Annotated in this window: 14 protein-coding genes; 7 read left to right on the top strand and 7 right to left on the bottom strand. The window is 34.5% G+C overall.

Translation table 11 applies throughout. From position 1 onward, the window contains the following. Positions 1-157: 157 nt before the first annotated feature. Both L0669_RS09580 and L0669_RS09575 read right to left on the bottom strand, forming a co-directional pair. The gene (locus L0669_RS09580; RefSeq protein ID WP_065452198.1) at positions 158-370 is read right to left on the bottom strand and encodes a hypothetical protein; all 213 of its coding nucleotides are present in this window, start codon (positions 368-370) and stop codon (positions 158-160) included. A 56-nt stretch (positions 371-426) separates the two neighbouring features. Continuing rightward, on the bottom strand, positions 427-1,407 hold the full coding sequence (locus tag L0669_RS09575; protein ID WP_263763051.1) for a DUF6268 family outer membrane beta-barrel protein: 981 nt from the start codon (positions 1,405-1,407) through the stop codon (positions 427-429). Between the two features lie 186 nt (positions 1,408-1,593). Between L0669_RS09575 and L0669_RS09570 the strand changes: the two genes are divergently transcribed. The 5 genes from L0669_RS09570 (at position 1,594) to L0669_RS09550 (ending at position 5,699) form a co-directional block, all read left to right on the top strand. Next, positions 1,594-2,595 (top strand): sensor histidine kinase, encoded by a 1,002-nt coding sequence (locus tag L0669_RS09570; RefSeq protein WP_263763049.1) that lies wholly within the window; start codon positions 1,594-1,596, stop codon positions 2,593-2,595. Further along, the gene (locus L0669_RS09565; protein ID WP_263763047.1) at positions 2,565-3,275 is read left to right on the top strand and encodes a LytR/AlgR family response regulator transcription factor; all 711 of its coding nucleotides are present in this window, start codon (positions 2,565-2,567) and stop codon (positions 3,273-3,275) included. The genes L0669_RS09570 and L0669_RS09565 overlap by 31 nt, the downstream gene beginning before the upstream one ends. 205 nt (positions 3,276-3,480) lie before the next feature. Next, a complete protein-coding gene (locus L0669_RS09560) occupies positions 3,481-4,074 on the top strand; it encodes a hypothetical protein (protein WP_263763045.1) in 594 nt (197 codons plus the stop codon). Positions 4,075-4,271: 197 nt separating this feature from the next. Further along, positions 4,272-4,631: a hypothetical protein gene (locus L0669_RS09555; RefSeq protein WP_173972053.1), complete on the top strand. Its 360-nt coding sequence runs from the start codon at positions 4,272-4,274 to the stop codon at positions 4,629-4,631. Between the two features lie 600 nt (positions 4,632-5,231). Then, a complete protein-coding gene (locus tag L0669_RS09550; protein WP_263763043.1) occupies positions 5,232-5,699 on the top strand; it encodes a hypothetical protein in 468 nt (155 codons plus the stop codon). 299 nt (positions 5,700-5,998) lie between these two features. Here the strand turns inward: L0669_RS09550 and L0669_RS09545 are convergent, their stop codons facing one another. Further along, on the bottom strand, positions 5,999-6,697 hold the full coding sequence (locus L0669_RS09545; RefSeq protein WP_263763041.1) for a S24 family peptidase: 699 nt from the start codon (positions 6,695-6,697) through the stop codon (positions 5,999-6,001). Positions 6,698-6,788: 91 nt separating this feature from the next. Between L0669_RS09545 and L0669_RS09540 the strand changes: the two genes are divergently transcribed. Next, positions 6,789-7,001: a hypothetical protein gene (locus L0669_RS09540; protein WP_263763039.1), complete on the top strand. Its 213-nt coding sequence runs from the start codon at positions 6,789-6,791 to the stop codon at positions 6,999-7,001. A 188-nt stretch (positions 7,002-7,189) separates the two neighbouring features. After that, entirely contained in the window at positions 7,190-7,864 is a 675-nt protein-coding gene (locus L0669_RS09535; RefSeq protein ID WP_263763037.1) for a hypothetical protein, read from the top strand. Here L0669_RS09535 and L0669_RS09530 read toward each other — a convergent pair whose 3' ends face one another. From L0669_RS09530 to L0669_RS09515, 4 genes are all read right to left on the bottom strand, one after another. Continuing rightward, a complete protein-coding gene (locus L0669_RS09530) occupies positions 7,865-8,104 on the bottom strand; it encodes a hypothetical protein (RefSeq protein ID WP_263763035.1) in 240 nt (79 codons plus the stop codon). 94 nt (positions 8,105-8,198) lie between these two features. Then, positions 8,199-9,740, bottom strand: a complete 1,542-nt coding sequence (locus L0669_RS09525; RefSeq protein WP_263763033.1) for an arylsulfatase — start codon at positions 9,738-9,740, stop codon at positions 8,199-8,201. Positions 9,741-10,397: 657 nt separating this feature from the next. Then, positions 10,398-11,003 carry a YkgJ family cysteine cluster protein gene (locus L0669_RS09520; RefSeq protein WP_263763031.1) on the bottom strand — a complete coding sequence of 202 codons (606 nt, stop codon included), beginning with the start codon at positions 11,001-11,003 and terminating at the stop codon, positions 10,398-10,400. 521 nt (positions 11,004-11,524) lie between these two features. Continuing rightward, a complete protein-coding gene (locus L0669_RS09515; protein WP_263763029.1) occupies positions 11,525-11,944 on the bottom strand; it encodes a DoxX family protein in 420 nt (139 codons plus the stop codon). Positions 11,945-11,951 lie beyond the last annotated feature (7 nt).

Here is an 11,951-nt window from a genome sequence, read left to right as displayed (position 1 = left end):
ATAAAACTTGTCATAACTATTTTCAAAAGAAATTATCGTACAAAATTATTTATAAAATGATATATAAAGCTGCGTATTTATACCTGTTTTTAATCATTACATTAATAAAAATAAAATCACTATTAATGTGCTTCATCAGCGAAATTAAAAAAATAAACTATTCTAATTTCACACATGTATATCCCAGACAATTTACATAGTCTATGATATTATTTGGCTCCAGATCTACCCCTTCGACACGTAATATTTTATCGCAATCTTCGAGATCAAAATTAATTTTATAATCAGGAAACTGCGTCAGGATTACGGCAATGATATAATTGGTATCTGCTTCTTTTTGAACATTTGTTTTAAAAACTTCAACAACCATAATTATTTATTTTAATACTATAAAAAATAATAAATGAACTATAGAACTAATTCTGATTAAAAAGGATTGTAAGAGATTCCGAATCTAAAATAGCCCTGAGCATCTTCTTTATGATCATAAATATACTTAGACGTTCGTTCACCCCTTTCTGTTACACGAGTACTCAAAACATTATTAACACCTCCTTTTAAGAAACCAATTATTTGAGGCGCAATGCGGTATTCATAGGTAATACCAGACTTTAATTCTAACTGATTTAACTCGTAAATTCCTTTTAAATTTGAAGCATTTAAATTTAAATAAAAACTTTCAGAATTTAGTTCCGTTCCGAAGGAAATTCTTCCATTTTCTAACAACTGTCTTCTGAACAATAAACGCTGAGGAAGAATGAAATCCAAATCCCATTTTGAATCTTCGAATTTGTGATTCAGCGTAAAAAGTGGCGTAACAGGAATGATAGACGACGGATCGAGCATGGCCAAAGCTCCAACGGTAATCGTAGTATTAGCGGTTCTTTTAATCACAATATTGGCGGTTACAAATCCTTTTACACGTTGTACATTATCCTGATTTCCGTCGACAGTGGCGGTTGCGTTGTAAATAACAGGCTTATTAAAAAGCTTTGTCATGTAAGTCGCGCTCACAGCTCCTGCAAAATAATGAAACTCTTCTTTTTCTTTTGTGTAATTCGAACCTGTAGCATAATTATAAACATTACCAAAATCATAGGTTTCGTATTTGTAACGCAAAGATCCTGTTACCACAAAACGTTTTGATGCTGTAGCAAAAAATGGCACATTGATGGCTACTTTTAATCTGTCGTGCTGGTCGATTCGGCCTCTTTCATAACGATCTCCAAAAAGTTTCGAATCAAAATTTGTGGGTCCCAATTGTTCGTATTGCACGTCTAAAATTCGCGTAGTCGGAAATTTATCTGTTACCGCTTTTACCACCGTTTGCATAGGCGCTTCTTTTTCCTGAGCTATAGTTCGTATCGATGCACAAATGAATAAAACACAAATGATTTTTGTTTTCATAAATTGGTATAAAATTAAAGTTTCGTTTATTGAAAAAAGGATTAAAACCCGGGGCAAAAGTAATGGCGAGGCCTCTATTATAACAGCATTTTTATACCAATGGCGTATCATTTATACGAATGGCGTTTGTATAATTTATACATTACAAAGCGTTACAAACTATAATATTAGCCTATTTTTGCCGTTATGAAGATTCTTAAAATTTATCAGAACTTTTTTCTTAGAAACCTCATCGTAAACACCTTTATAATTTTGGTTATTCTGGCCTGCGTTTATGACGAAATAAAACTAGACGGTCACGATTGGGGTTATATCATGAGCAAAATAGCCGTTGGATATTTACCTTGTATTATCTGGGTAACGATCTTTAACGTTTTTATTATTAGGCCCTTTTTATTTAAAAAAAGACTTAAAGTATTTTTTATACTTTTTGCCCTTTACTGGACTTCGTTTTACTTTTTCATGAATTGGTTTTTTCCACTCGTTGGTTTGGGAAATTTCAAAACGCTTCAAATATTATCGCTGATCATCAACGGAATGTTTTTCTATTTTATACATGTTGTCATCACTAAAAAAATCATGGATGCCGATAAGGATATTATGAATTTCAAATCAGAACTTTCGTTTTTGAAACAACAACTCAATCCGCATTTTTTACTGAATGCGATGAATAATTTATACGGAGAATCACTGTCTGATCCTGATAAATTGCCGGACCGAATCCTGAATCTTTCAGACATGTTGCGTTATCAGATTGAAGCCACCAAAAAAGATTATGTTTTTCTGGAAGAAGAAATTGCCTTTATAAAAAAATACATCGAGTATTATACTTTTCAGAACGAACGCCTTGAAGTTACCCAGCATTTTGAAGGTGATTACGACAGTATCGATATTCCGCCTTTGTTCTTTTTACCATTGGTTGAAAATGCCGTTAAATTCTCGGCCGAAACTCCAAAACCTTTTATAAATGTAGATTTAAAGGTAAAATGCAACCAATTGTCTTTTACTTTAAAAAACAATTATCTCGAATCGGGATCACGACTTTCGAGCACGGGAATTGGAATCGAAAATCTAAAAAGACGTCTTGAAGTTTACGGTTTACGACACGAACTCAACTGCAAGAAAGAAAAGAATATCTTTATAGTAAAATTAAAAATATGGCACTTACCTACCGCTGTCTTATCATAGACGATGAATCGCCGGCACATAAAGCGCTCGCATCGCACATCTCTAAATTTGACGATCTGGAACATTCCGGAAGTGCTTTTAGTGGTATGGAAGCTGTAAAAATGCTCAACGAAAACACCTACGATATTATTTTTCTGGATATTAATATGCCCGTAATTTCAGGTGTCGAATTGATGGAATTACAACCCAAAAGACCGCTTACAATTGTCACCACAGCCTATTCTGACTTTGCTCTTTCGGCGTACCAAAACGATGCTATAGATTATTTACTCAAACCCATTTCGTTCGAAAAATTCTCTAAAGCCATCGAAAAAGCCAAGATTTATTTCTCTGGCGCTACCACAAAAAAGGAAACTACTACAGATACTAAAGTCCTTTCGCACCGCGTAAACGGACAAATGACTGAAACACTACTAACCGATATTATTTATATCGAAAGTCTGGGCAACTACATGAAATTGTACAGCACCAAACTAAAATCGCCCATGATTATTTACGGTTCGCTCTCAAGCATTGCCGCAGAAATTGACAGTACTAATTTTGTTCAGGTGCATCGCTCTTTTATTGTAAATGTGGCTAAAATTAAAGCCGTAACTTTTAAAACTCTTACGATGTTTAATGGTGAAATTATTCCTGTTGGGAGGAAATATCAAATTCTTCTTGATGGTTTTCTAAAGTAGTCTTTTTTTGTTTAATAAAATTCACAAAATCCTCAACTTAAATTAGTTGAGGATTTTTTTGTACTAAAAAACCGTATAAATACGTGATGGTATTTTATTAAATAGTAGTAATCTTGTTTTAAAAAGTTAAAATAAAAATTTAAATAACTGACTAACAATTAAATAAACTTATTCTTTATAATGCTTAACCCTAAAATCTTAAAATATGAAAACAAAATTACTTTTATTGCTGCTATTAATTAGCTTAAATTCAATTGGTCAAGAAATTCCAGACGGAAAAAAACTTGGATTGGTTGCACATTTAACATACGTTAAAACAATATCCGAAGCTAAAATGACAATTTTAATAAAGGACGAGAGGTATATTAAAGAACCAGACAAAGCATTTAAATTCAATTCAGATTATACTCTTTTAAAATTACTAACTGATCAATTAATTAATCAATTGAGTGCAGATTTAATAGATAAAAACAAACTAAAGCTTTATCGTAGTCTTAACAAATATTTAAAAAATCAAAAACCAGTACCAGAAAAATTCTCGCAATATCAAGTATTACTAGAACAAATTGATGGTCAACTGCAAGCGCTTTTAATACGAAGCTATAAAGATGGCGGAACCCTATCAGCTGAACTTATAACAGCAATAGTAGGAATAATAACTGAAATTAGAGAGATCACAACAAGCGCAAGAGATTTTCGCGAAAAGAAAATTCAATCAATTTCCGGAATAATAAAAGAATTAAAATTATCCCCAATTGCTGAACTGATTAAGCCAAAGGAAAAAGATGATAAGGATTAAATTATCTTAATAACTTACTCTACAACACCAAAACTAAAAAAAAAGCTGCAAGCCCAAAACTTGCAGCTTTTTTCATTTTATGGTATAAATCTTGATATCGCTTAAAAGAGACTGTACCAAAGCTCTAAACTAAAAAATTGCAAATCTCACATTGCAATTATCTAACTAAACCACTAACCGATAACCTCAAGTATCACATGAAAAAACTACTACTTACCCTTACGTTATTATTCAGCTTTGCGGGTTTTGCACAAACGATAAACGGAATCCCTATTCAGAATCTGGATGTAGAATATCTTCAGATTATTGGAAGTTCAGTATATATGTCTTCTAAAGTTAAGATTTCGATAGACATTGGGCAAAGAACAAAATTGATGTCGAGTAATAATGATACAGCGCGTTTGAAAGATAAAAACGGAGAAGTTTTAGTATTTAATTCGATTATCGATGCTTTAAATTTTATGGCTGGTTACGGATATGAATTTGTACAATCGAATATTTTAGTCGAGGGAGGGCAAAATGTTTTTTATTATTTGATGAAAAAAAAGTCAAAATAGCTATGCATAACTATAGCGCAGATTTGCCATTACAAATGTTCAAAACTTGCTCTGAAAGAGCATTAGTAATAGCATGGTGCTAAGCACTAGGAATGAAAAAATGATTCTTTGCATCTTTATTATCAATTTTCTTTTGACCTTTCAGGGCAATTTCCAATCTTGATTTAATTCGTAGTGCGTTGCACCACGCTATTGCTTTTAGGGCTTTCAGCCTATTTTTAAAAGTTTTGCATACTCACGTTTACCATTATAAATATTCAAAACCTGTTGCTCTGAAAGAGCATTAGCAATAGCATGGTGCGAAGCACTATGAATGAATGAATGAATGAAAAACGATTGTAATTTTAAGCCCTGTAAGGGCGGAAGCTTAATTTCAAAAAGTTCCATAATGCATATTTGCAATTCGGGCTAATAACAACAAAAATACAAACCCAAAAACTTCGATTCTAAAAATCGGCAATCGTGTTTTACGTATAGAAATCCTTTAATTCTCAGGACTCATAAATCGTTTCCTTAAAAAAAATGCTTTGGTGAACCAATTTTTCTTACATAAATAATTATATTCGCGATGCCACTAATCGCTAAATAATTATAGAAAAAATGACCATTTTTAATTTCCTATTTAGAAAATCAAGTATAGAATGTCCCAGATGCCAGGGGAAAGCTTTTGTGGACTGGGAGGACATTCGACGCCTGAATAAGGAACTAAAATGGACGCCTGCCCCCTGCGCCTATTGCTACGGCTCCGGAAAAGTAGACAAAGAAATGCTGGCAAAAGTTCCTGTAGACTATACATATCTTACTATAGATTTAACGGAATCTGAAATGGAAAAAATAAAAGAAGGCGACGAAGCAACCCTCAAAAAAGGTAAAATGCGCGAAGTTTTTCTAGACAACCTAATAAAATATGGCGAACATCAATACCTAAATAACAAAATGGACGCTGAAAGCATCGCCGATTTATACTTAAAAACCGAAGACGAAAACGCTTTGTTTGCCGTAGAACGAAAATACCTGATACAATACTTTGCAAAAATAATCGAGCTAAAAACATCAGAACTCAATTAATACAAAACCAAAGAAAAAACTTAGCTTCTTTGTGCCTTTGTGGCAAACCTAAGCAAGCAAAACAAATAAAAAAAACAGGTATAAATACCTATTGTTACAATTCTATTTTAGTGGTAAAATTGCGGTAAATAATTTTTACTCAAGATTTGCCATTTACCGTCAAGGAAAATATTAAATGTTGTCACTTTTTTTTTGGAACCATAAAGTGGGATTTCTAATCGACGCCAACGATTAAAAGTCCCACTTTTTTTATATTTCTTTTTTAATAAATTTTTCAAGAAACACAGTACCTCAACAACTTAAAACTGAGCATTGACCCTAATCGAAGCTTTTACCAAAGCCAGGGCTTTGATACTGCTTAGAGGAAATTCTATCGTTTGATGATCCGGATTTTGCGCCACCAATTGCACAAATGATTCCTGCTGGGATTGTTTTAAAAAACGGGTAAAAAAGAATTCATTGCCATCATTGTTTACGTAAACAAGATACATCTCGCCCCAAATAATATTTTTCTCGTGATGGTATACATTTTTATATACTACAATATCGCCACTTTTTAGCAATGGATACATGCTATCGCCGATAACGTATAAAGCACCGTCGCACTCAGAAATTTTAGGAATGGTAATATAATCTACAGGTTTTTGATGGTCGTTGTTGCCAAACAAATCAATAATTCCTGAAGTCGATTGAATATCGTAAAGCGGAATATGCTGGTTTTTAGCATTTTTGTCTGTCTTCTTATAGAGCGGAGAATGTTTTTCTTCTAAAACATCGAATTTCAGCATATTTCCCACTCCGGTCAAAAGCCATTCTATATTAACATCAGGGTACTTTTTTAAGATATTTTCTAACTTATCAAGTCCTATCGTTTTATTATTTTTTAGTTGACTGGCAAAAGAACCATTAGACATGCCTACTTCCTTTTCTAATGCGCTTACTTTAACGCCTTTATAATCAATAAAGTGTTTAATTCTTTGTATAGTATTTTCTGCCATAAAGTGTTAAATTTAGAAAAAATCTTACATTTATTAGTTAATTAAGAAATATCCTACTATATTTGTTTTGTAATAAGAAACAAATTAAGCAATGGACAAACGTACGAAAAAAAATACAAAATATACTTACGATCCTAGCCTGATTAAGGCTTTGGTTGAGAAATACGGGTATACGTCATTTTACATTCGTCAGTGTTTAAGCCCTAAATCTAACAGTCTTACAGCCGATGCCATAAAGGCGGATTACAAAGAATTAGAAAAAAAACTAAAAGCCATGCTTTTGATTTTTAATAACAAACCCTAAAAAATGAACTGAACAACAATTATAGAAAAACAGAAAAAAAGCTATAAAAGTTACTATTTGATTTATATATTTTTAATTACTTATTCACCGCAATAAAAGCACGCTAAGTGCTTCCTCAATCTCTACGCTGCTTGCGGTGATTTTTTTAATTTTTCGTTTTAGTCAACCCAATTTTTTAATCCTGAAAAATGAATACAAATGCATCATTTTTTGTTTATACACGTCCAAAATCAAATTCGCACGGGCATTACGTAAAAGATAAAAACCTAAGCCGTGGCCTTTCAAAAGTGATCAATGCTTTCGAAAAAGGGTTTGAAGGATACCAATCAGGAAATATACAGGTTGAAATTTTCTACAACAAAGAATATGAGCATGAACTGGAGCTTGCACAGCAAACGGTTTCAAAACTCAATACTTTCTTAGGTTTACCCATTCATAAATGGGAGAACTCTGGAGACGAATACTTTAAGAGTTCTATACGCTGGGAAAGTGCCTCTAAAAACATTTTCGACATTTTAGAGTTTATCAACATACATCAAAATAATGTACTGCCGATATTGCATTTTACCATGATTCAATTTTATCATTACGGCACCACAATAACCGAGAACGCGCAAATAACCTATATTATCGATTACGGTAAATTGTTTGTTAATCTCTATATGATTCTACCCTATTCTGCAGACGAGAAAAAGGTTTTTCTGCTAATTACCTACTTATATAAAGCACTTCCTTTTAAGTTAGATCCTAAAAATTTCAGACGTCTTGGCCCTAAAAACAACAGACGTGCCTTATGGAAACTCGATCCCGAAACGCAACAATTGCTTGAGTCCTATCTGGTAGAGATTGATGACAAAATCTAATTATATATTTTTCATGATATAAATTAATATCTCCTCTTCTAACTCTTTAGATAAGTTTTCGTGTTTGAGCTGATGCTGAAAGTCCCGCTCTATTTTCTGCCTGAATTTTTCGGCATTTATTTTACTAATGCAATAATCATCACAAATCATTTTAAACCTGTCGTCTACCAAATACATGATTTTTATAGAATCTATATATTCAGCAAATTTTGCATTGTACAATTCGTTTGGGAGGGACATAAAATGATTTTTTAAATTAAATAATCATGGTCATAAAAAAACACTGCCAATCTAAAAATTGACAGTATTTTATATGCTATAATCCAAGTAAAAACTATCGTTCTATTTGAGGTTTAGGCAATTTAGCAATTACATCATCTATAGAAAATGTTGCCGGAGCCTGACGTGGTGGAAATTTACGATACGTTTCAAGGTAGTTTGAGACTTTTGCAACAGCAGGCAAAATCAAAAATGCACGGTCTATCAACCATTTTTCATAACCAATAGAACCATCTACAGCATACTCAAAAGGATCTGCCAATAAATCTATTGTCAAAGGAGCTCTTAATTTTACCATAGGATTCCGCCATATCTCCATTCCTTTTGCATATTGTGCCTCAAAAATATATTTAAAACGATCATCACGATACGCTACAAGATTACCATCATCATCAAAATAAACAAAGTCATGGCGGTTACTGCCCGTTTGACCTTTTAGATAAGATAACTGATTGTATCCGTCAAGATGTACTTTAAAGTTTTTACCGCCTTCCTGTACTCCATTCTGCGCACTCTGAACCAGGTTTTGATCTCCCCCGGCTGCTGCAACCAATGTTGGCAACCAATCTTCTGCCGAAAATAATCCGGTTAAATTGCTTCCGGGCTTTATCACTCCCGGCCAGCGCACTACTGCCGGAGCGCGATAAGCTCCCTCCCAGTTGGTATCTTTTTCTGATCGAAACGGCGAAGAACCTCCGTCAGGCCATTGGTTTTTCATGGCACCATTATCTGTAGACCAAATAACGATGGTATTGTCGGCAATTTTAAGATCGTCTAAGAGTTTTAAAAGTTCGCCTACCATGGCATCATGTTCTACCATTCCGTCAGCCTGAGTTCCTAAACCTGTTTTGCCTAAAGAAGAAGGTTTAAGATGTGTAAAAACGTGCATTCGGGTACTATTAAACCAGGTAAAAGAAGGTTTGCCCGCTTTCGCTGATTTTGTAATAAAATCTTTGGCTGCTGCCAAAAATTCTTCATCAACAGTTTCCATTCTTTTTTTGGTAAGAGGTCCTGTATCTTCCACTTTTCCTCCCGCTGTAGCTTTTAGTACGCCACGAGGGCCAAATGCTTTTTTAAATTCTTCGCCTTTTGGATAATCCGGATTCTCTGGTTCTTCTTCTGCATTTAAATGATACAGATTACCAAAAAACTCATCAAATCCGTGCGCTGTTGGTAAATACTTATCCTGATCGCCCAGGTGATTTTTACCAAACTGACCGCACATATACCCTAAAGGTTTCAGGAACTCTGCAATCGTAGGATCTTCTTTTTGTAAGCCTACCGGAGAACCGGGCAATCCTACTTTTGTTAATCCTGTACGATAAGGCGATTGTCCTGTAATAAGTGCTGCACGACCTGCAGTACAGCTTTGCTGCGCATAGTACTGTACAAATACAGCTCCTTCATTACCTATTTTGTCGATATTGGGAGTGGTAAATCCCATTAATCCGCGGCTATAGGCACTAACATTGGTAACTCCTACATCATCCCCAAAAATAATTAAAATGTTGGGCTTTTTTTGCGCATTCACGGTAGATACTGAGGCTATAAATACACAAAGTAAAGATGCCTTGACAAATTTGAACTTAATTTTCATCTTTTAAATAATTAAATTATTAAACCCTTTTTTACATCTGCTACTCTTCTTTAATTATCATAATTCAATGAGAAATAAAGTAGTATAAAATTATAAGGTCAAAAGCATAAAAATGAATTTTTAGGAGTAAACTCTGTTCCAAGTTATAAAATGAAACGAGCTTTAATTATGCAACGATAACAAGCACAGTGATAGTGGGATATCGCAAAAGATGGTGTATATTCTAAACCCGACAGGTTTTAAAAACCTGTCGGGTTTATCGCAATGAATTATAATGATTGTGGTTTCTTAAATTTCAAAATAAAAAAATCTAAATTCCAAACTAAAGGGAAATTCCAAATCTTACTCAGCTAGCCAACTTTGTCAAAGTTTTAAACTTTGACAAAGTTCCTGAAACCTGTAAAGAGTATAATATAGTCGCTCCTCTAAATGACAACTTATGAAAACGACTGCCCTAGCCACGATAGAAGTGGAAATCCTTTTGTGCCCGTCCCGATAGCTATCGGGAGGCACAAAAGATTGCAACGAATTGCTTCGCCAGTTCGCACTTTCAGGCTCGGGTGCGGGATTAGCTCCTAAAAAAAATAATTTTTATAGTTTTAAAGCTTTAAAACCTAAGTCCCTCAGAACCTTAGCCACTCAGAACCTCAAAAAAAATTAAGCAATATTTCCAAGTCCGTCCGGAAGTGGCCTGTAGGCGTAGTAATGCAACACTTCTTCGATAGCAATTTTGAGCGCCTCGTTTATGGGAACTAAAATAACACCCATTCTAAGGTCTATTTGGGCCAGTCGCATATAATAATCGGTAAAAACAGGGACGTATTTACCGTTGTTAATAGCCTCTTCGGCTGCGATGAAATTTTCTTGTTGTTGTTCTTTGATGATTTTGCAGGTTGCGAGGCGTAGTTTTCCGTATTTGTCTGTATTGGCAGCATAGCCAAAAAGTCGGCAAATTAGTCCGCGATAACGATAATTACTGCAGCTTCCTTTGTGTTCTAAAACAGAAAGCGGACGGTATATGAGGCAATTATGAGTATAAGTCTGGTTCAGGAGTTTTAAGGTTTCCTCGGCTTTGCCATTCAAAAACAAATGAAATGCCCACGGTAAAAATTCTAAAGGCGAGGCATCGATATTGGGCGTAGTACAGCATTTACCACAGCCCGCATTGCAAAACAAATGCGTCTCTGACTGAAAAGCAGTAATTTCAATTTCAAGACGATCAAATAATGCTTCAACCTGCCTAACCTTATCTTCTATCGCCATCCTTTTTTTGGTAAGGTAGACTAATAGAAATGGCTCTGGCTATAATGATGATAGTATTGGGAAAAAATAAATTCCAATTAAAAAATTCCAAATTCCAAACTGGAGTAGATATCAAATTCTAAAAAATAAATTCCAAAGTCCAAAGTGTTATACTTAGTAAACTTTGTCAAAGTTTAAAACTTTGACAAAGTTAGCGCACACGCAGAGTCATTGCGAGGAACGAAGCAACCACACTAAAAAAAGAACGTGCTTAATGAGATTGCTTCGTTCCTCGCAAAGACGAAGTCGTAAATTACAAATTTTAAAGTGTTGTACGTTTAATAAACTTTGTTAGACATTGCCCGTGGTTTCAACCACGGGGTACGATATTATTAATTATCACGCTCGTATTGTGTTCCCGTGGTTGAACCACGGGCAATGTTTAAAGAAGAAATTTAGACTTTCACAAAAGTCTTAAATTTCAAACTTTGTTTCTTTGAACCTTTGCTCCTTTGTCCCTTTCCTAAAAACAACTCAGCAACTTAGTCCCTTAGTCTCTTAAAAAAACCAATCGCTCCAGTAGACCACAGCGTCAGGAAAATCAAAACGGGCTGAAAAAACAATCGCATTAAACGGGCATTATCAGTATCAAGGCCAAAAGCGCTGGTTCCATTAAGATATTGAGCAATATTGCCCGGAAAAACCAAAACATAAAATACGGCCAGCGCGATGCCCACCTGAACTTTGTATCGGGTTAAAAAAATCATGCTCAATCCCAATGCGATTTCTACGATTCCGGAGAGTATGACTACAAGATCTTTATCAAGCGGCACCCAATTAGGAACCTGCGCCTGAAAATCGTCCCGCTGAAAAGTGAAATGACCAATGGCCGCCGTGATCATAAAAATTCCTAAAAGAATTCGAACAAAATTTTGAGTTTTAGAGGTATGTATATTTTCCATATCGGGT

The organism is Flavobacterium bizetiae (assembly GCF_024271895.1).
GTDB lineage: Bacteria > Bacteroidota > Bacteroidia > Flavobacteriales > Flavobacteriaceae > Flavobacterium > Flavobacterium bizetiae.
The sequence above is the reverse complement of the archived record's forward strand: the minus strand, read 5'-3'. Positions and strand labels throughout refer to the sequence as shown.

Coding starts and splice junctions, on each gene's coding strand:
- L0669_RS09525 (WP_263763033.1), bottom strand. CDS start 9,740: ATGAAAATTAAGTTCAAATTTGTCAAGGCATCTTTACTTTGTGTATTT.
- L0669_RS09530 (WP_263763035.1), bottom strand. CDS start 8,104: ATGTCCCTCCCAAACGAATTGTACAATGCAAAATTTGCTGAATATATA.
- L0669_RS09565 (WP_263763047.1), top strand. CDS start 2,565: ATGGCACTTACCTACCGCTGTCTTATCATAGACGATGAATCGCCGGCA.
- L0669_RS09540 (WP_263763039.1), top strand. CDS start 6,789: ATGGACAAACGTACGAAAAAAAATACAAAATATACTTACGATCCTAGC.
- L0669_RS09580 (WP_065452198.1), bottom strand. CDS start 370: ATGGTTGTTGAAGTTTTTAAAACAAATGTTCAAAAAGAAGCAGATACC.
- L0669_RS09570 (WP_263763049.1), top strand. CDS start 1,594: ATGAAGATTCTTAAAATTTATCAGAACTTTTTTCTTAGAAACCTCATC.
- L0669_RS09575 (WP_263763051.1), bottom strand. CDS start 1,407: ATGAAAACAAAAATCATTTGTGTTTTATTCATTTGTGCATCGATACGA.
- L0669_RS09545 (WP_263763041.1), bottom strand. CDS start 6,697: ATGGCAGAAAATACTATACAAAGAATTAAACACTTTATTGATTATAAA.
- L0669_RS09520 (WP_263763031.1), bottom strand. CDS start 11,003: ATGGCGATAGAAGATAAGGTTAGGCAGGTTGAAGCATTATTTGATCGT.
- L0669_RS09515 (WP_263763029.1), bottom strand. CDS start 11,944: ATGGAAAATATACATACCTCTAAAACTCAAAATTTTGTTCGAATTCTT.
- L0669_RS09535 (WP_263763037.1), top strand. CDS start 7,190: ATGAATACAAATGCATCATTTTTTGTTTATACACGTCCAAAATCAAAT.
- L0669_RS09550 (WP_263763043.1), top strand. CDS start 5,232: ATGACCATTTTTAATTTCCTATTTAGAAAATCAAGTATAGAATGTCCC.
- L0669_RS09555 (WP_173972053.1), top strand. CDS start 4,272: ATGAAAAAACTACTACTTACCCTTACGTTATTATTCAGCTTTGCGGGT.
- L0669_RS09560 (WP_263763045.1), top strand. CDS start 3,481: ATGAAAACAAAATTACTTTTATTGCTGCTATTAATTAGCTTAAATTCA.